Below are 17,820 nucleotides of genomic sequence, written 5' to 3'. Positions count from 1 at the left end.
CGGATCTGGAGGAGAAAGTCGTGGCGCAGGCCGAACGCCCGGTGACCCTGCTGGCCGAGCGGTACCGGCTCATCGCCCCGATCGGGCAGGGCGGCATGGGCACCGTCTGGCACGCGAGCGACGAACTCCTGCGCCAGGAAGTGGCGATCAAGGAGGTCCTGCTCCCGCCGGGACTCAGCGAGGCCCAGCTGGCCGAGATGCGCGAACGGACCCTGCGCGAGGCCAGGGCCGCCGCCCGATTGCGCTCGCACCCGTCCATCGTGACCGTGCACGACGTCGTCCTGGACGGCGGTCGGCCGTGGATCGTCATGGAGCTGGTCCGCGGCCAGTCCCTGGACAAGATCGTGCGCACCAGCGGGCCGCTGCCGCCGCAGCGGGTGGCCGAGATCGGCCTGACCGTGCTGCACGCGCTCAACGCCGCGCACGCCACGGGCATCCTGCACCGCGACGTCAAACCCGGCAACGTGCTCATCACCGACCAGGGCCGGGTGCTGCTCACCGACTTCGGCATCGCGACGGTCGCCGACGACGTGGCCCTCACCCAGACCGGCATGCTGAGCGGCTCGCCCGGATACATGGCCCCGGAACGGCTGCGCGGCGAGCCGGACGGCCCGCTGGCCGACCTGTGGTCGCTCGGGGCCACCCTGTACACGGCCGTCGAGGGCGGCACGGCGTTCCACCGCGAGAACAACGCGGCGATCATGGCCGCCGTGCTGATGCAGCCGCCGCACCCCATGCGCCTGGCGGGCCCGCTCGCGCCCGTGCTGGCCGCCATGCTGGAGAAGGACCCGGCCCGGCGCTGCCCGCCCGGCTACGCCGCCGCCCAGCTCCAGGCCATCGTGAACGGCGGGGTGCCGACCAACCCCAACGGGGTCAGCGGCCCGACCATCCCCGCCCAGGCGGCCCCTCCCCGGCGCGGCTCCACGGTGCCGGTGATCATCGGCGGCGTGCTGGCCGTCGTGCTGCTCGCCGTCGTCGCGGTGGCGCTCTGGCGTGGAGACCTGTTCCCCTCGGTGACGGCCACGCCGCAGGCGAGCAGCACGGCGAGCGCGCCCGGCACCCGCGTCTCGCCGGGGAACCCGACCGCCACGGCGCGCCTGCTGCTGGCCGGCAACCCGGAGGCGTGTGACCTGCTGACGCCCGCCCAGGCCCGGGCGCTGCTGGGCGGCCCGGTCAAACGCCAGTTCCAGACGCACGACGCGTGCATGTGGACCGGGCCCGGCGCGGCTTTCATCAACGTGCAGAAGACCCAGTTCGCGACCCTGGAGATCACCCAGACCGCGTACGACATGACCCGGGCCACCATGATGGACGAGCCCAAGCGCTATCCCGGCACCCGCCTGCGCGCGGCGCGGGCCGTCGGCGACGCCACCTACAGCTGGACCCGCCGGGCGGACGGCTACAACCAGACGACGGTGATGTTCAAAACGGTCAACGTGACGGTGTCGCTGTACTACTCGGGCCCGAGAGCCGGCTATATCACGGCCGACCGCGCGGCCAAGATCGTCAACTCGGCGGTCCTGTCCGCCCACTGAGCGCCGTACGGACGGCGTCCAGCATGCCGTCGGCGGGCACGCCCACCATCAGCACGGACCCGTCCCTGATCCGCAGCTCGTTGTGCCGGGGTCCGGCCAGCAGTTCCTCCCCGTACGGCCGGAGCCGCTCGGTCAGGTGGTGGATCCGCTGGTTGGAGCTGCCCCGCAGGCCCTTGCCGTCGTTGCGCGCGGCCACGTACCGGCCGTCGATCAGCACGTCGGTCTCGGCGAGCAGGTCGGCGGCGCCGTCCGGCGGGTCGGCGCGGAGCCGCTCCAGCCGGTGGCCGGTGAACGTGATCAGGGTCAGCTCCCTGGTACGCCGGGCGATCCTGGCGACCTCCGCCAGCGGGCCCGCCTGGCTCATGGGCTCCCCGCCGGAGAAGGTGAGACCGGTCACGTCAGGGTCGGCGAGCAGCCGCTCCGCGAGGTCGGCGGGGGACATCAGCAGGGCCGGGCGGTCGGGGATCCACTCCGGGGCCACGCAGCCGTGGCAGTCGAACGGGCATCCCTGGACCCAGACGACGGACCGCAGGCCGGGCCCCAGCGCCCGCGTCCCGACGCACGTCTCCGCCACATTGATCACTTATCGCTCTATTCCATAAAAAATGCTCATTAAATGGAATTTTGCTATTAGGCCTTTCGCTCGCAACCTACACCAATGCGAACAGGCGCGTCCGGATGACCGGACGCGCCTGTCCTCAGACGCTCAGGCGCGGGTCCACTTCTGGTTGGAGCCGCCGGAGCAGTCCCAGAGCTGGAGCCGTGCCCCGTTCGCGGTGTTGCGCTCGACGATGTCCACGCACCGGTTGGCGGCCGTGTTGACCAGGTCGCCGGCGGGGGACAGGGTGAACCGCTGGGCGCCGGTGCCGTTGCACGTGTAGAGCTGGATCGGCGTGCCGTTGGCCGTGCCGGCCGCGGCGGCGTCCATGCACTTGCCCATCGCGCGGACGGTGCCGTCGCTGTTGATCGACCACTGCTGGGCGGCGGTGCCGTTGCAGTCCCACATCTGGAGCCGGGCGGCGTCCACGGGGTTGGCGCCGGGGATGTCGATGCAGCGGCCGTTCAGGTTCGAGCGGAGCGCGTTCCCGCCGCCGCCCGGCCCGTCGTTGGTCCAGGCCGAGACGCGGACATAGTCGATCAGCATCGTCTGCGGGAACGTGGTGCTCGCGTTCGGGGGACCCGGCCAGTTGCCGCCCACCGCCACGTTAAGGATCATGAAGAACGGGTGGTCGAACACCCACTGATTGCCTCGTACGCCGGACGGGGTGAGCCGGAAGTACTCCGAGCCGTCCAGATACCAGACGATGAGGTTGGGCGACCAGTCGATCCGGTAGCTGTGGAAGGCGTCCGCCAGCGGCGCGCCGATCGTACGGCTGCCGCCGATGCCGCTGCCGCCCGAGTAGCCGGGGCCGTGCACGGTGCCGTGGACGGTGTTCGGCACGCTGCCGACGTTCTCCATGATGTCGATCTCGCCGGTGTTGGGCCAGTTGCCGCCGCCGAGCATCCAGAACGCCGGCCAGATGCCCTGCCCTCGGGGGATCTTGATGCTGGCCTCGAACCGGCCGTACGCCTGGGTGAACCGGTCGGCGGTCAGGATGCGGCCGGAGGTGTACTGGCACGTCCCGTAGTGGCACTGGAAGTTGGACGGGTTCTCCCTGCGGGCCGTGATGGCGAGGTGGCCCTGCCCGTCGTGGGACACGTTCCGGGTGGTGCTGGTGTAGTACTGCAGCTCGTTGTTGCCCCAGCCGCCACCGCCGGTGTCGAACCGCCACTTGGAGCCGTCGACGGCGGTTCCGGCGGCGCCGTTGAACTCGTCCGACCAGGTGACCGGGCCGATGGCGGCCGCGGCGGGCTCGTCGCTGGTGATGGCGACCAGGCCGCTGGTCAGGGTGACGAGCATGGCGGCGGCTGTGAGGAGGAGCCGGGATCTGCGCATGAATGCCTCCGGTACCGGCTAGCTTCACTGCTTAAATTAAGCAGATGTAACACTGCGGTCACGAGCATTGTCAATAGGAAGGTTTCCTTTTTATTCTGTGTGTTGCCGCACTTCTCCCGGCGTGGAGATCAGGGAACCAGGTAGTCGCTGTCGAGGCTGTCGGTGATCGCCATGTGCCCGGGCGCGTGCCCGATGGCGAACCGTACGCCGCTGGACATGACCGCCGCCTGGGTGGTCACGCCACACGCCCAGAAGACCGGCACCTCGCCCGGGCGGATCTCCACGGGGTCACCGAAGTCGGGTGCCTTCAGGTCGCGGATGCCCAGTTCCTCCGGCTCTCCCACGTGGATGGGCGCGCCGTGCACGGCCGGGTACCGCGACGTCACCCGTACGGCCATGGCCACCAGCGACGCCGGGATCGGCCGCATCGACACCACGAGCGGCCCCGACAGCGCGCCCGCCGGCCTGCACGGGACGCTGGTCCGGTACATCGGCACGTTCGACCCGGCCTCCAGATGGCGCACCGGAACCCCGGCCCGCACCAGCGCGTCCTCGAACGTGAAACTGCACCCGAACAGGAACGGCACCAGATCGCCCCGCCAGAACGCGGTCACGTCCGACAGCTCGGCCACCGGCACCCCGTCCTCGTACACCACGTACGCCGGCAGATCCGTCCGCAGATCCCCCCGGAAGATCGCCGTCCCCACCGCGCCCTCGTCGCCCACATCCAGCACCGGGCACGCCCGCGGATTACGCTGCGCGAACAGCAGCAGGTCGTACGCGTACACGCGCGGCACCGCCAGCAGATTCGCCTGCGTCCACCCCGCGCACAACCCGGCGGTCGGCACCCGCACCCCACCCCGGAACCGGGCCCGCGCCTCCTCCGGCGTCATCGCCACCTCCGCTCGCGTCACGCCTTTCCGAATACCCGCGACAACCCCGGTTCATCGCGCGCGACCCCTGACGATCATGCTCCGGCGACCAGGTCGCCTGACCCCGCCGCTCGCTACCGGGACGTCTCTGCACGTAAACTGGCAGGTGAGCCCGGAGGTGAGCCCGATGGAATACTTCCGCGTGTCCACCGAATATCGCCCTCCTTTTACCGTGATGAGGGTTTGGGGAGAGCTCGACATCGCGGTCGAAGCCGAATTCAGAACACATGTCGAAGAGGCCATGGAACAGCAGCCGGAACGCCTGCTGTTCGACCTCAGCGAACTCCGATTCATGGACAGTAGCGGCGTCCGCGTGATCCTCGACGCGTACCGCCGGCTCGGCATGGGCGAACGCGTCGTGGTCTGCGGCCTCTCCCCCCGCCTCCAACGCGCCTTCTACCTCATGGGCGTCACCGGCCGCATGGGCGGCATGACCACCTACCCCTCCCTGGACAGCGCCCTGATCTCCGCCCACCACTGACCGACCTCAGGAGATCAGCCTCCGGCAGGCCTCGCGCTCGTACGGCAGCCCGGCCGCCCGGAACCACGAGATCGGGTTCACCATCTTCGGGTTCCAGATCTCGTCGTTGGCCACCAGCGCCCCCAGGTACGCGCGCTGCGCGGGCGTGAGGACGGGCGGTTCGCCGACGGGAGCGGGGAAGGCCGCCGTCAGCAGCGGACCCCAGTCGACGTCCACGGTCCAGTGGCTGGTCATCCCGGCGATCGCCAGCGCGGCGGGAAGCAGCTCCTCGAACGACTCCGCCCGCTCGACGGCCGCGGCGACCAGGGCGAACCGAAGACGGCCGGGGACCAGGCGGAGCGGGATGGTGAGCCAGGAGTCCGCCTCGGCCGGGTCGCGCAGCGCGGCCAGGATCTCCCGGGTCGCGGCGGGGTCCGCGGCCAGCGCCGGGGCGAGCGCCGCGCAGGCGCGTACGGCCGGGTGGGGGTCGGCGAGGAAGGCCCGGGGCGCGACGCCGAGCGCGCCCAGGGTCAGCATGGCGGCGCAACGCTCGTGGTGGTCCCCGGACCGGGCGGCGGTGCCTTCGAGGCGGGCGGCGAGACCGTCGGCGCCCACGCCGGGGATCAGGGCGAGAGTTCCGGCCGCGCCGGTGGCGTCCACCCGGACGCGGAGGTCGGGGTCGTCGAGGCAGGCGGTCACGTGGTCGAGCAGGGTCGGGGCGATCGCGCGGAGGTCGAGCACGACCCGGGCCATGATCGCCTGAACCGCGTCACCGTCCCAGTCAACCTCGTTCTCGGCCAGGATCGCATCGAGGGCCGGGCCGATCTCGTCCTCGCCGCTCGCCGGGTAGGCGACCGCCCTGATCTCGTCTTCCGGGGTGTCCGGTAGCGCGGCCTCGGCCACCTCTCCCAGGAAGTCGAGCAGGATGGCGCGGAGCACATCGTTGGCGGGCCGCATCGTCTCCGGGTCGGTCAGCAGTTCCGCCACGACCAGGGCCGCCGGCGGGGTGACCGTCCAGGGCGTGCCCTGGTGGATCACCGCGCTCCAGAGGTGGTCGAGGGCCCCGGTTCGCGCGTCGTCGTCGGGGCCGGTGAGCGCGCGGAGGTGGGCGGGGGTGTCGGAGGCCGGGCCGTACGCGTGGAAGAGGCGCGACCAGTCGATGTCGGCGGCATGCATAGCGGGCATTCTGCCCGTCATGATCCGCTGGGGGCGACCTGTTCGTCGGTGGGGGACCACTTTGCGGTGCCGGGGCGGGGTGGGTCGGGGATGGTGAGGATGTCGGGGGTGAAGGGGGCGCCGTCGGGGGTGGTGTCGGCGACGGTGAGTTCGTCGAGGGAGGCTTCGATGGCGCGGGCGACGCGCTGTTCGACCTGCGCCAGGCGGGTGCTGACGGAGTCGCCGACGGGGCAGCCGGATGGGGGGCCGTGGATGCCGAGCACCGGTTCGTCGCCCTGGACGGCGCGCCAGACGTCGCCGAGTCTGATCTCGGCGGGAGGGCGGGCGAGGAGCCAGCCGCCGTACAGGCCGGGGCGGGACTGGACGAAACCGGCGCGGCGGAGCAGGCCGAGGACGCGCCGCAGGTAGACGGAGCTGGAGCCGACGCTGGCGGCCATCTGCTCGGAGCTCAGGGGCTCGCCGGGTATCGACGCGAGCAGGCCCAGCGCGTGGTACGCGACGGCGAAGCGGGTGTTCGTGGGGCTGCTCACATCCACAAGTCTAACTGTAATCGATCTGGTTATGATTAACTGTCACCGTTCTGATTACGAACTATCCCCGGAGGACCCCCATGCCCACCGTCGCCGTCACCGGAGCGTCCGGTCACCTCGGCCGCCAGGTCGCCGAACTCCTGCTCGACAAGGGGGAGAAGCCCGTTCTGATCACCCGCGACCCGGCCGCGCTGGAGGACTTCGCGCGGCGCGGAGCCGACGTCCGGCACGGGGACTTCAACGACCCGGCCGGTCTGGAGGCCGCGCTGACCGGCGTCGACCGCGTGCTGCTGATCTCGATCGACATCACCGGCCCGCAGCGCGTCGAACTGCACACCAAGGCCGTCCAGGCGGCCCGCGCCGCAGGGGTCAAGCACGTGCTCTACACCTCGCTGCCGAGCCCCGAGCCGGGCAACCCGGCCGCCGTCGCCCCCGACCACCGCGCCACCGAGGCCGCCATCCTCGACAGCGGCCTGACCTGGACGTTCCTCCGCAACAACATCTACGCCGAATACCAGATCGGCACCGCGGCGCAGGCGGCGGCGAGCGGCCACCTGTACGCCAACAGCGGCGAGGGCGCCACCGCCTACGTCTCCCGCGAGGACTGCGCGGCCGCCGCCGCGGCGGTCCTGACCTCCGAGGGCCACGAGAACACCGCGTACGACGTCACCGGCCCCGACGCGATCGACGCCGTGGCCCTGGCCGCGCTCACGGCCGAGATCACCGGCCGCCCGGTCGAGGCCGTCCTCGTCGACGACGACTCCTTCATCCAGGGCCTGGTCGGCGCGGGCATCCCCGCCGAGGGCGCCCAGCTGTTCGCCTCGTTCGGCGCCTCCGCCCGCGGTGGCTGGGCCGCCGCCGTCTCCACCGCCGTACGCGACCTCACCGGCCGTGACCCCAAGTCCCTGCGCGAGTTGCTGACCGCCAACCGGGAGGCCCTGGGCGCCTGACCGGCGGCAAGCCCGGGGCCCACCCCGGCCCCGGGCTTGTCAGTAGCGGGTGCGGGAATCGAACCCGCCCCATGCGGCGTATGAAACCGCCGAGCACACCAGCGCCCTCACCCGCTCCGGAAACGACGAAGCCGCCCGGATCGACCAGGCGGCTCACGTGCCGGCATCGCGCCGGCCTACTCGTGAGCCCTCCGGGGCATGCGCATCCCACGACGGTGTGTACGCATTTCCCCTCCTCAGGCCGGTCGGCGCACGTCAAGGATGCCGGGACGCGACCGGGCCGGGCAACGCATTTCTCACCGGAAGTAGCGGACCGCGCTGCCGAGGGACTTGTTGCCGAGCAGCTCCTTGATGTCGGCGGGGTCGGCGCCCTGCTCGCGGAGCCGGGTGGCGAACGTGTGCCTCAGCGTGTACGGCCGCAGGCCGGCGAGTCCGGCGGCGGTCCCGCACGACCGGACGACGTCGGTGAGGCCGGTGGCGGTGAGCACGCCGCGGGTGCCGATCCAGAGCCCGTCGTCGCCGGCCGCGGCGGCGTCGGCCAGTCGGGGCTGGGCGGCCAGCAGGTCGGCGCGGGCCACCAGCCAGGCCGACATCCGGTCGCGGGCCGCGACGGGCAGCGGCATGGCGCGGACCAGCCCGTCCTTGCCGCGCAGAAGGCAGGTGCCGGCCGTGACGTCGGGCACCCGCAGCAGCGCGGCCTCCTCGACGCGCGCGCCGGTGCCGAGCAGCACGGCGATGATGGCGGAGTCGCGGGGCCCTCGCTCATCGGCGGCCCGGCGCAGGGCGGCCTCCTGCCCGGATGTGAGCGCCTCGGGCGCGGGCCGCGGGTTGCGGGCGTTCTTGACCTTGATCCGCATGCTGGCCCCCACCTCGTACAGCAGGGCGACCGCGGCCAGCGCCTGGTTGACGGTGGCCGGGGCGGCGTCGGCGAGCAGGGTGCGCTGCCAGGCGGCCGCGGCGGCCTCCGCGCCGACCCGGTCGACGAAGGCGTCGGAGTGCCGCGCGAGGTGCTCGCCCAGCCAGGCCAGATAGGCCCGCACCTGCCGGCGGTACGCGGTGACGGTGTTGGCGGCCAGCGCGCACCGGTCCAGATACGCGTCCAGCCGGGCGGCGGCCTCGGCCGGCGTGGTCATACGACCGCGGAGCGGCACCACCGTGACGGTCATCGGCGCGTGCCCTCCCAGGTCTGTGTTCGCCGCTCTCCGGTGAGCGACTACGCCTGACATGCCGGACGGTCCGCCCGGCATGGCCTCCCGCGAGCACGACCGACGCTACGACGAATCTGTGACGCTAGTCAAAGGCGACGTATAATGATCTTGTAGTGAGTTGGATGCGATCCCCGATCGGCGCGCGCGACTGAAAGTTTCAGACTATGGGGTCGCAGCTCGGACGGCCCGCGACGCGCCGGATGGGCCATCGGCGCGTCACGCCCCCGTAACAGCCGTACTTGATGAACGTGGAAACGTTTCGTTCCATTCGGGGTTTATTTCCGCAGGTAGATGTCGCATTAAACGGTTCATGTGAAGGAAACGTTTCGAAGTATTCTTGACATCTTTCGTAACGTGTCCTCAGAATGAGCGCTGAGCACCTTCCCGCTCGGCCCCACAACGGCGGCGTTTCCGCACGTGGTGAGGCGTACACCGCAGTGAATCATGCTCTGATGACACCCCTGATCTCCGAAATTGTTTCTGCGGGGGATCAGTCTCCAGTCTCCTGCCGGGCGACCTGCGCGGCGCCCGGCGGGGAAATCGTGCGGCGTGGCGATTCCGTGATCGTCACGCCGCACCACCACCCCGTTCAGCCTCATCGCTGGAGGAACAAGCATGATCGAGAACGCGCCCACCGCCCGGGTACGCCGCTCCCGCATCCGGACCTCACTCCTGATGGGCCTCGCCACCGTGCTCGGCACGACGTTCGCCGTGACCTCGCTGCCCGCGGCCCAGGCCGCCGACTGCAGCGCCGGCTACGTCGGGCTCACCTACGACGACGGACCCGGCGGCACCACCAGCACCCTGCTCAACGCGTTACGGCAGAACGGCCTGCGGGCCACCATGTTCAACACCGGCCAGAACGCCGCGAGCAACCAGGCTCTGGTCCGGGCCCAGCGGGACGCCGGCATGTGGATCGGCAACCACAGCTACACCCACCCCCACCTGATCACCATGAGCAGCGCCCAGATCCAGTCGGAGCTCCAGCGGACCCAGCAGGCGATCCAGCAGGCCACGGGCACCGCCCCGACGCTGTTCCGGCCCCCGTACGGGGAGAGCAACGCCACCCTCCGGTCGGTCGAGCAGCAGCTCGGCCTGAGGGAGATCATCTGGGACGTGGACTCCCAGGACTGGAACGGCGCGAGCACGGCCGCGATCGTCCAGGCCGCCGGCCGGCTGCAGAACGGCCAGATCATCCTGATGCACGACGGGTACGCCACCACGGTCAACGCGATCCCGCAGATCGCCGCGAACCTGGCCGGCCGCAACCTGTGCGCCGGCATGATCTCCTCCAGCACCGGCAGGGCCGTGGCCCCCAGCGGCGGCGGCAACCCGAGCAACCCGCCGTCCTCCCCGCCGCCCGGCGGTGGCGGCAGCTGCACCGCGACGCGCTCCGCGGGCCAGCAGTGGAGCGACCGCTACAACCTCAACATCTCCGTCACCGGCGCCGGCAACTGGACCGTGACCATGAACATCCCGTCCCCCGCCAGGGTCTTGTCCACCTGGAACGTCAGCGCCACCTTCCCCAGCCAGCAGCAGCTGGTCGCCAGGCCCAACGGCAGCGGCAACAACTGGGGCGTGACCATCCAGCACAACGGCAACTGGACCTGGCCATCGGTCTCCTGCCGGGTCGGATGACCCCGCCCAGGAACCCCTGAAGACCCCGGAACCCCTAAGGCCCCGGAACCCCTGGGGACCGGCCGCGCGAGCCCTCGCAGATGCCCCGATCCGCGAGGGCCTCGCGTGTGTCACAACACCCGCGAGGCGGCGGTGGGTCAGGAGCGCATCGACAGATCCCGGGCCGGCCGAGCGGGCTCCTGAGCGGACTCCTGAGCGGGTTCGGGGGCGGGTTCGGGGGCGGCCTCCTGGGAGATCGTCTCCGCCAGTCTCCGCAGCGCCCGCTCGGAGTCGCTGCCCGGATCGGGCACCAGCGCGACGAACTTCTGGCCGGTGCCGCTCACCGAGAGCACCTCCCAGGAGAGCCTGAGGTCGCCGACCCTCGGGTGGCGCAGCTCCTTGACCTCGTCGGCGCGGATCTGCACCTCGTGCAGGGCCCAGATCCGCCGGAACTCCTCGCTGTGCGCGGTCAGCTCCTCCAGCAGCCCGTGCAGGTACGGATCGTCGGGGTCGGTCGCCACCGCGGTCCGCAGCTGGGCCGTCTTGGAGCGGGCGGCCTTCTCCCAGTCGGGATAGAAGTCGAACGCCGCCGGGCTGAGGTAGATCATGCGCAGGCAGTTGTCGAGGTTCGTCATGCCCTCGTACACGGCCTCGATCATGGGGTTGATGGCGAGCACGTCCAGGCGGCGGCCGAGCACCATCGCGGGCGCGTCGTGGCAGAGGTTGACCAGCCGCAGCAGGCTCGGGCTGACCTGCTCCACGGGCGACTCCGCCGGCGGGCGGGCCCAGGGGTGGGCCAGCGAGTAGAGGTAGCCGGTGGCGTCGGGGTCCAGGCCCAGCACGCGGGCCAGGGCGCTCAGCACCTGGGCGGACGGGTTGCGCTCGCGGCCCTGCTCCAGCCGGATGTAGTAGGAGGTGCTGACGCCGGCCAGCATGGCCACCTCCTCACGCCGCAGCCCCGGTGTGCGGCGGGAGGGGGCGTGCAGGAAGCCCGCCTGTGCTGGACTGGTCGTCTCACGCCTGGCTCGCAGGAACTCACCGAGCAAGTTGCTGTTGTCGATGTCCATTTCGTCACCATATGTCACATTTGTTCGGCTAGTTTGGCAGGATATTTCACTTTCGACTGCGGGGGATCGGCGATCGGGAGGGCCGGCTCGTACCGCGGGGCGGCCGGTGGGTCGAGCTGTGGGATGCGCAGGACGAAGCGGGCGCCCACCAGCGAGTCCTCCAGCGTGAGGGTGCCGTGGTGGTGGTGCGCGATGTCGCGGGTGATGGGCAGGCCGAGCCCGCTGCCGCCGCTGTCCAGCCGGCGGGCGTCGTCCAGCCGGGTGAAACGCTCGAAGACGCGCTGGCGGTCGGCGATCGGGATGCCGGGCCCGTCGTCGGTGACCTCGATGACGGCCTGGCCGTGCTCGGTGCCGAGGGTGAGGTCGACCGCGCTCCCGGCGTGCCGGCGGGCGTTGCTGACCAGGTTGGTCACCGCCCGGATGAGCTGGATGCGCGACCCGCAGATCCACACGTCGCCCTGGGTGTGCAGCCGGACCGGCACCCCCCGGAAGTCGCCGTTCGGCCCGTTGGCGCGGGCGAGCGGTTCGACTCCCGTGCTGGTGGGCCGAGGGCTGTGGGTATGGGTGCGGTTCATCCGGGCCGTCTCCTGGGTGAGCAGCTCGGTGAGGTCGATCAGCGCGTGCGAGTCCGGCCCCGCGGGATTCATGCGGGCCTGGGCGAGCAGGTCGGTGACGATGGTGTCGAGACGGTCGGTGGTGTTCAGGGCCGTACGCAGGGCGCGTTGCGGGTCGGTGTCCTCGGGATGTTCGAGGGCGTCCTCCAGTTCCGCGCGCAACCCGGCGATCGGATTTCGCAGCTCGTGCGAGGCCGTGGCGGCGAAGCGGCGCTGCCGGGCGACGGTCTCGTGGAGGCGGGCCAGGGTGTGGTTGGCGGTGCGGGCCAGCTCGGCGATCTCGTCGTCCCCGGGCGGCACCGGCATCCGGCGGCCGAGGTCGTTGGCGTTGATCTTGTCCATGTGGGCGCGGATGGACTGGATGGGGCGGAGCGCGGCGCCGATGGCCCACCAGGTGAACAGGCCGGTGCCGGCGGTCAGGACCAGGATCAGGGCGGCTATCAGGTATTCCAGGTTGTGACCGCGGAGGAGGCCGGCCACATGGTCGGACTGGGTGTAGGGGTCGGCGCCCAGGGCGTACCGGACGGGGAGGCAGACGGTCGTGCCCAGGACGGACAGGACGATGAGGGCCAGCAGCGAGATGGCCGCGGTGCAGCGCCCGCGGATGGAGCGGGGACTGTGGATGATGGTCACGGTACTCTCCGGAAGATCATTCAGATGGAGGCGGTGAGGCTGCCCAGGAGCGCGAGGGCGCGCTCGGACGGGCTGCCGGGTTCGGCCTGCAGGACGAGGACGCGATGCCCGGGAAGGCGCTGCACGTCGAGCACGTCGCAGAAGAGGGTGAGCTTCCCGACCTCCGGGTGGCGCAGTCGCTTGACCCGGCGAGCGTCGGATGACAGGTCGTGCCCGGCCCACATGCGCCGGAAGTCCCGGCTCTGTTCGGAGAGTTCGCCGATCAGCGTGGTCAGGGCGGGGTGATGGGATCGGGATTGGGATTGGGCCTGGATGTCGTGCAGGAGGTCGGCCGCGGCGCAGGCGATGTGGGCCCACTCGACGAAGAAGTCCGCCGCCGCCGGATCCAGGAAGGCCAGCTTGAACAGGTTGTCGGCGTGCCGCAGCCCGTCCAGGAGGGCGGCGCCCAGATCGTTGCTCGCCCGCACGTTCATCACGGGGTCGCAGAGCAGGACGGGCACGCCGTACCAGCCGTCGATCAGGCGTCGCAGCCGGGGGTCGGCCGGTTCCGGTCCGGCCGGCTCCGCCGGGACACGCAGCAGCGGGCGCGCGACCTCCCACAGGCGCTCCGCCGCACGGGAGTTCAGCTCCAGCACCCGCGCCAGGGTGTCCAGAACCCGCGGGGAGGGAACCTGTGTCCCCTCCTCCAGCCGCGCGTAGAAGTCGGCGCTGATCCCGGCCAGCATCGCGATCTCCGCCGTGTCGACGCTGGTCAGAGCCTCGCGCCGAGTACGGAGGAAGTCACCGAGAAGCCTGCTGCTGTCCATGTCGGCACCATAGGCCGGTACGTCCCGGCGAGGGTGACCACGGGACTCCCACGCAGTGCCCCGAACTTGCCTGACAGTGACACACCCAGGCAAATTGGATAAAACGGGCATACTGTATCAAGTATGGCCAGTGACAGAATGCTCGGCGAGTTCCTTCGCGCCCGGCGCGAAGTCACCTCTCCCGCCCAGGTCGAACTGCTCGACGTCGGACTGCGCCGCACGCCCGGCCTGCGCCGGGAGGAGGTCGCGATGCTGGCGGGAGTCAGCACCGACTATTACATCCGGCTGGAACAGGGACGGGAACGCCACCCCTCCGACCAGGTGATCGGCGCGCTGGCGGAGGTGTTCGGCCTCGGCCCCGACGCCACGGCCTACCTGTACGCGCTGGCCCACTCCGACCTCCCGCCCCTCCCGCCCGCCGCCCGGCCGCAGGTCAGCCCGTCCCTGCTCCGGCTGATGCGGAGCTGGGACTGGACGCCCGCCTTCGTGATGAACCGGACCATGGAGGTGCTCGCCATCAACCCGCTGGCCGCCGCCTTCTACGGACGGGGGCTGCCCACGGAGCTGGAACCGGGCGACAACATGCTGCGCGTGCTCTTCCTCCATCCGGCCGCACGGGAGTTCTACCGCGACTGGGAGGTACAGGCGCGCAGCCGGGTCGCCCACCTGCGCGCCACCTTCGCCGGGGACCTCGACGATCCCGGCCTGGCCACGCTGGTGGAGGAGATGTCCGACCTGAGCGACGACTTCCGCCGGGTGTGGGCCCGGCACGACGTCGGGGCCGAGCGCAGCCACACCAAACGCTTCCGCCACGCCTACCTCGGGGAGCTGACGATCAACTGCGACATGTTCTCCGTGTCCGGGGCCCCCGGGCAGCAGCTGGTCACCCTCCAGCCGGTGCCCGGCAGCCCGTCCGTGTCCGCGCTCGCCGCGCTCCGTACGGAGGTCCGCGAAGACGACCCGAGCCCCGGTCCCTGACCTTCGGATGTCCGGCATGCTCAGCTGGTGCCCGCCCTCGTTCCGGGCGCGCAGGACAACGGCCACCGCGGTCGTCGCGGCGGCGGTGTGCCTCGCCGTCAGCGTGCTCTTCCTGCTGTACACCGGCAACCACGCGGCGGAGGGCGCGCAGGCCCGCGTCACGGACGCCTGGGACCGGGTGGTCCCCCTGATCCGGGAGGGCCCGCTGCCGGCCATCCTGACCCGGGGGAAGGTCGAGGCCATCCAGGTGGTGAACGCCCAGCGGCGGGTGATCGCGTCGACCCCGGAGCTCGCCGGCCGGCCGGCCATCGGCTCCTTCATGGCGCCCAGCGGCCACGTGCGCGCCATGCGGACGTTGTGCCCGCCGGCGGGGCTGAAGGGCTGCATGACCGTCGTGGCGTACAAGGTCTTCCAGCCGCCGGGGGTCTGGCTGCTCTACATCGCGGTCCCGATCCCTCCCTGGTACGGCTCCACCTCGGCGCTCCTGCTGGCGATCGGCGTGTCCGTGCTGGCCACCACGATGATGACCGCGTGGTCCTTTCGCGACCTCACCAAGGCCATGGCCCCGGTGAACGCCATCCGGGCCGAGCTGCGCGAGATCACCGCCACCGACCTCGGACGCCGGGTCCCGGTCCCGATGCGGTACGAGGAGATCAGGCGCCTGGCGGAGACCGTGAACGACACCCTGGACCGGCTGGAGAGCGCCTACACCCGGCTGCGCCGCTTCACCGCGGACGCCTCCCACGACCTGCGCACTCCCATCACCGGCATGCGCGCCCAGCTGGAGGAGGCTCTCCGCTACCCGTGGGACACCGACTGGCTCAAGATGACCGAGGCCGTGCTCGCCGGCGTGGAGCTGCTCCAGGCGACCGCGGCCGACCTGCTGACCCTGGCCCAGCTGGACGCGGGCGCGCCGCTGCACCACGACCCGACCGATCTGCGGCTGCTGGTCAGCGCCGAACTGGACCGCCGTACGCACCAGAAGGAGATCGTCAAGGATCTCCGGGAGAGCGTCTGCGTCGACTGCGACCGGCTGCGGATCACCCGGCTGCTGGCCAACCTGCTCGACAACGCCGAACGCCACGCCAGCTCGCGGATCACCGTCAGCGTCCGGGCCGACGGTTCGTCGGCGGTCATGGAGGTCGCCGACGACGGCGCCGGCATCGCCGCCGAGCACCGGGAGATGGTCTTCGACCGGTTCACCCGCCTGGACGCCTCGCGCAACCGGGACGCGGGCGGGACCGGGCTCGGCCTGGCGATCGCCAGGGAGATCGCCGAAGCCCACCAGGGCGCCCTGACCATCGAGGACAGCGAGCGGGGCGCGCGTTTCGTCCTGCGCCTGCCCGCCCGCGACGCCGGTCCGGAAGCCCGGACCCGCTGACTCCCCGGGTGGCTGTTCCCCGGCCCCCCAAACCTCATATTCCCGACATATGGTGATCAAGTGGACAGTGACCGACTGCTAGGAGACTTCCTTCGTGAGCGACGCGAGGCCGCCTTCCCCTGTCAGGTGGGGCTCCTGGGACGCCAGACGCCCGGGCTCCGCCGCGACGAAGTGGCCATCCTGGCCGGCATCAGCACCGACTACTACATCCGCCTGGAAGAGGGCCTCGAACGGCACCCCTCCGGCCGGATCCTCGACGCGCTGGTACGGCTCTACGCCCTCGGCCCCGACGCCGCCACCCATCTGTACGACCTGGCCCAGCTCTGCCCGATCCGCCACGGCGCGGCCACCGAACGGGTCAGCCCCGGCCTCGTCGCCCTGATCCGCAGCTGGCCGGCCACCCCGGCCCTCGTCTGCGGCCGCTTCCAGGACGTGCTCGCCATCAACCAGTCGGGATCCGTCCTCTACGACGGCCTCGTCTACCGCGACAACCTGCTGCGCATGGCCTTCCTCGACCCCGAGGCCAGGACCTTCTACCTCGACTGGGAGCGCATGGCCCGGGCCCGGGTGGCGCAGCTGCGCGCCGCGGCCTCCCTGGACGTGGAGCACCCGTACCTCACCGAGCTGGTCGGCGAGCTGTCGCTGAAGAGCGAGGAGTTCCGCAGGCTCTGGGCCGGTCCGGACATCGGCGATCTGGGCTTCACGCCCCGGCGCCTGCACCACGCCGTGGTGGGCGACCTGGACGTGACCGGCACGGTCTACAACGTCAACCGCGCCCCCGGGCAGCAGCTGCTCCTCCTGAAAGCCGACCCCGGCAGCGCTTCGGAACAATCGCTCATCCTGCTGAGCGGCCTCGACACGACCCCGTGAAGCTCGGGCGATCGGGCCGGCTCCCACCCCAGGGTCCGGGCGCTATATCCCGGAAGATGCGCAGAGATAATTCCGTTACGGAAAAATCCCGAATCGGCGCATATGACGGCTTGACGAAGATCGTCCTGGAGGCGAAGACTGCCTTCGACTTGTGTGCTCCGCGGTCAGGCTGAACCCCCTACCTGGCCCGGCACGCCAGATGGAGGAATCTCGAATGAGGAGCGCTTCCGACAGCAGAAGAGGCCGTCGTCTCGCGGTGATGATCGCCTTACCTCTGGCGATCACGCTCAGCCCGCTTCCTGTGCAGGCCGACCCTTCCCCCCAGGTCAGCGAGGTAGCCCCCGATCGGCAGCCGTCCACCGCGCAGAACGGCGTCGCCCTGATCCGGATCGTCGTCCCCGACCAGGCGGCCGTGGACCGGTTGAACGAGATGGGCGTCGACCTGGCCGAGTACAAGAAGGCCGGTGACGACGGCATCGAGGTGCACGCCGTCCTGAGCCCGCAGGAAGCCCAGAGTCTCCGGGACCAGGGCTACGACCTGCGCGGCGTCATATCCGACCAGAGCGACTTCGCCGCCAACCAGACCGAGCGGCGTCAGGCCCTCGCCGAGGCGGCCGCGGCGGAGGCCGAGGTCGACACCCTCACCGTGCTGCGCGCCGAGTGGTTCACCAGCGTGGACGCCCAGCGTTTCCTGTCGGTCGAGGTGAAGTCGAGCGCCACCGACGCGCAGACCGTCCTCACCGCCACCTGGGACAGCGGACCCGGCACCGCCCCCGGCTCCGGCGGCACGGCGGCGATGTCCCGCTTCACCGACGCGGGCCAGTACATGTACCACCGGTTCAACGCGCCGCTGAAGATCACCGAGGCCCCCACCAAGGTCACGATCACCAGCAGCCGGGGCGGCACGATCACGGCCGACGTGAGCAAGTGGCTGGGCACGCCGCGCAAGGCGCCCAGCCGGCACTACGTCTCCGACTTCGTCGACCACTACATGGACCCGACCGAGCTGACCGAGCGCATCGTCGGCCTGGCCGAGGAGTTCCCGCAGTACGCGGAGATCATCGACCTGCCGTACAAGACGAACGGTTACCGACGGCTCGCCCAGGCGCAGTTCGGCACGGGCTCCG

Annotated in this window: 16 protein-coding genes, 1 tRNA gene and 1 pseudogene; 8 read left to right on the top strand and 10 right to left on the bottom strand. The window is 71.0% G+C overall.

The window, feature by feature from the left end:
- Positions 1-20 precede the first annotated feature (20 nt).
- On the top strand, positions 21-1,535 hold the full coding sequence (locus tag Aph01nite_RS20850) for a serine/threonine-protein kinase (protein ID WP_239161848.1): 1,515 nt from the start codon (positions 21-23) through the stop codon (positions 1,533-1,535).
- Here the strand turns inward: Aph01nite_RS20850 and Aph01nite_RS20845 are convergent.
- From Aph01nite_RS20845 to Aph01nite_RS20835, 3 genes are all read right to left on the bottom strand, one after another.
- A complete protein-coding gene (locus Aph01nite_RS20845; RefSeq protein WP_204042610.1) occupies positions 1,507-2,118 on the bottom strand; it encodes a 4Fe-4S single cluster domain-containing protein in 612 nt (203 codons plus the stop codon). The genes Aph01nite_RS20850 and Aph01nite_RS20845 overlap by 29 nt on opposite strands.
- Positions 2,119-2,241: 123 nt before the next feature.
- The gene (locus Aph01nite_RS20840; RefSeq protein ID WP_204042609.1) at positions 2,242-3,471 is read right to left on the bottom strand and encodes a glycoside hydrolase family 16 protein; all 1,230 of its coding nucleotides are present in this window, start codon (positions 3,469-3,471) and stop codon (positions 2,242-2,244) included.
- A 128-nt stretch (positions 3,472-3,599) separates the two neighbouring features.
- Positions 3,600-4,364 carry a putative hydro-lyase gene (locus tag Aph01nite_RS20835; protein ID WP_204042666.1) on the bottom strand — a complete coding sequence of 255 codons (765 nt, stop codon included), beginning with the start codon at positions 4,362-4,364 and terminating at the stop codon, positions 3,600-3,602.
- A 76-nt stretch (positions 4,365-4,440) separates the two neighbouring features.
- On the opposite strand from Aph01nite_RS20835, the gene Aph01nite_RS20830 reads away from it, so the two are divergent.
- Positions 4,441-4,884: an STAS domain-containing protein gene (locus Aph01nite_RS20830; RefSeq protein ID WP_307836790.1), complete on the top strand. Its 444-nt coding sequence runs from the start codon at positions 4,441-4,443 to the stop codon at positions 4,882-4,884.
- Positions 4,885-4,890: 6 nt separating this feature from the next.
- Here Aph01nite_RS20830 and Aph01nite_RS20825 read toward each other — a convergent pair whose 3' ends face one another.
- Both Aph01nite_RS20825 and Aph01nite_RS20820 read right to left on the bottom strand, forming a co-directional pair.
- Positions 4,891-6,048 (bottom strand): hypothetical protein, encoded by a 1,158-nt coding sequence (locus tag Aph01nite_RS20825; RefSeq protein ID WP_204042607.1) that lies wholly within the window; start codon positions 6,046-6,048, stop codon positions 4,891-4,893.
- Positions 6,049-6,056: 8 nt separating this feature from the next.
- On the bottom strand, positions 6,057-6,569 hold the full coding sequence (locus Aph01nite_RS20820) for an Rrf2 family transcriptional regulator (RefSeq protein WP_204042606.1): 513 nt from the start codon (positions 6,567-6,569) through the stop codon (positions 6,057-6,059).
- Positions 6,570-6,649: 80 nt separating this feature from the next.
- Between Aph01nite_RS20820 and Aph01nite_RS20815 the strand changes: the two genes are divergently transcribed.
- Positions 6,650-7,519 (top strand): SDR family oxidoreductase, encoded by an 870-nt coding sequence (locus Aph01nite_RS20815; RefSeq protein ID WP_204042605.1) that lies wholly within the window; start codon positions 6,650-6,652, stop codon positions 7,517-7,519.
- A gap of 43 nt (positions 7,520-7,562) precedes the next feature.
- On the opposite strand, the gene Aph01nite_RS20810 is transcribed toward Aph01nite_RS20815, so the two are convergent.
- Together Aph01nite_RS20810 and Aph01nite_RS20805 are read right to left on the bottom strand one after the other, a co-directional pair.
- Positions 7,563-7,635: transfer RNA gene (locus Aph01nite_RS20810), tRNA-Met, on the bottom strand.
- A 180-nt stretch (positions 7,636-7,815) separates the two neighbouring features.
- Positions 7,816-8,685, bottom strand: a complete 870-nt coding sequence (locus Aph01nite_RS20805; protein WP_204042604.1) for a tyrosine-type recombinase/integrase — start codon at positions 8,683-8,685, stop codon at positions 7,816-7,818.
- Between the two features lie 657 nt (positions 8,686-9,342).
- On the opposite strand from Aph01nite_RS20805, the gene Aph01nite_RS20800 reads away from it, so the two are divergent.
- Entirely contained in the window at positions 9,343-10,365 is a 1,023-nt protein-coding gene (locus Aph01nite_RS20800) for a polysaccharide deacetylase family protein (RefSeq protein WP_239161847.1), read from the top strand.
- Between the two features lie 137 nt (positions 10,366-10,502).
- Here the strand turns inward: Aph01nite_RS20800 and Aph01nite_RS20795 are convergent, their stop codons facing one another.
- From Aph01nite_RS20795 to Aph01nite_RS42205, 3 genes are read right to left on the bottom strand one after another with little or no spacing between them, the layout of a single operon-like run.
- A complete protein-coding gene (locus Aph01nite_RS20795; RefSeq protein ID WP_239161846.1) occupies positions 10,503-11,411 on the bottom strand; it encodes a helix-turn-helix domain-containing protein in 909 nt (302 codons plus the stop codon).
- A gap of 14 nt (positions 11,412-11,425) precedes the next feature.
- Entirely contained in the window at positions 11,426-12,658 is a 1,233-nt protein-coding gene (locus Aph01nite_RS20790) for a sensor histidine kinase (protein ID WP_204042603.1), read from the bottom strand.
- Positions 12,659-12,678: 20 nt separating this feature from the next.
- Positions 12,679-13,464: a helix-turn-helix domain-containing protein gene (locus Aph01nite_RS42205; RefSeq protein ID WP_204042602.1), complete on the bottom strand. Its 786-nt coding sequence runs from the start codon at positions 13,462-13,464 to the stop codon at positions 12,679-12,681.
- 123 nt (positions 13,465-13,587) lie between these two features.
- On the opposite strand from Aph01nite_RS42205, the gene Aph01nite_RS20780 reads away from it, so the two are divergent.
- The 4 genes and pseudogenes from Aph01nite_RS20780 to Aph01nite_RS20765 form a co-directional block, all read left to right on the top strand.
- On the top strand, positions 13,588-14,442 hold the full coding sequence (locus Aph01nite_RS20780; protein ID WP_204042601.1) for a helix-turn-helix domain-containing protein: 855 nt from the start codon (positions 13,588-13,590) through the stop codon (positions 14,440-14,442).
- 16 nt (positions 14,443-14,458) lie between these two features.
- Positions 14,459-15,823: a sensor histidine kinase gene (locus Aph01nite_RS20775; RefSeq protein WP_204042600.1), complete on the top strand. Its 1,365-nt coding sequence runs from the start codon at positions 14,459-14,461 to the stop codon at positions 15,821-15,823.
- Between the two features lie 60 nt (positions 15,824-15,883).
- Positions 15,884-16,693, top strand: a complete 810-nt coding sequence (locus tag Aph01nite_RS20770) for a helix-turn-helix transcriptional regulator (RefSeq protein WP_204042599.1) — start codon at positions 15,884-15,886, stop codon at positions 16,691-16,693.
- A gap of 259 nt (positions 16,694-16,952) precedes the next feature.
- A pseudogene (locus Aph01nite_RS20765) lies at positions 16,953-17,820 on the top strand (hypothetical protein); the annotation flags it as partial.

The sequence above is a fragment of the Acrocarpospora phusangensis genome, from assembly GCF_016862995.1.
Lineage (GTDB): Bacteria > Actinomycetota > Actinomycetes > Streptosporangiales > Streptosporangiaceae > Acrocarpospora > Acrocarpospora phusangensis.
The sequence above is the reverse complement of the archived record's forward strand: the minus strand, read 5'-3'. Positions and strand labels throughout refer to the sequence as shown.

Coding starts and splice junctions, on each gene's coding strand:
- Aph01nite_RS20795 (WP_239161846.1), bottom strand. CDS start 11,411: ATGGACATCGACAACAGCAACTTGCTCGGTGAGTTCCTGCGAGCCAGG.
- Aph01nite_RS20780 (WP_204042601.1), top strand. CDS start 13,588: ATGGCCAGTGACAGAATGCTCGGCGAGTTCCTTCGCGCCCGGCGCGAA.
- Aph01nite_RS20800 (WP_239161847.1), top strand. CDS start 9,343: ATGATCGAGAACGCGCCCACCGCCCGGGTACGCCGCTCCCGCATCCGG.
- Aph01nite_RS20805 (WP_204042604.1), bottom strand. CDS start 8,685: ATGACCGTCACGGTGGTGCCGCTCCGCGGTCGTATGACCACGCCGGCC.
- Aph01nite_RS20830 (WP_307836790.1), top strand. CDS start 4,441: ATGCTCCGGCGACCAGGTCGCCTGACCCCGCCGCTCGCTACCGGGACG.
- Aph01nite_RS20840 (WP_204042609.1), bottom strand. CDS start 3,471: ATGCGCAGATCCCGGCTCCTCCTCACAGCCGCCGCCATGCTCGTCACC.
- Aph01nite_RS20835 (WP_204042666.1), bottom strand. CDS start 4,364: ATGACGCCGGAGGAGGCGCGGGCCCGGTTCCGGGGTGGGGTGCGGGTG.
- Aph01nite_RS20775 (WP_204042600.1), top strand. CDS start 14,459: ATGCTCAGCTGGTGCCCGCCCTCGTTCCGGGCGCGCAGGACAACGGCC.
- Aph01nite_RS20815 (WP_204042605.1), top strand. CDS start 6,650: ATGCCCACCGTCGCCGTCACCGGAGCGTCCGGTCACCTCGGCCGCCAG.
- Aph01nite_RS20825 (WP_204042607.1), bottom strand. CDS start 6,048: ATGCCCGCTATGCATGCCGCCGACATCGACTGGTCGCGCCTCTTCCAC.
- Aph01nite_RS42205 (WP_204042602.1), bottom strand. CDS start 13,464: ATGGACAGCAGCAGGCTTCTCGGTGACTTCCTCCGTACTCGGCGCGAG.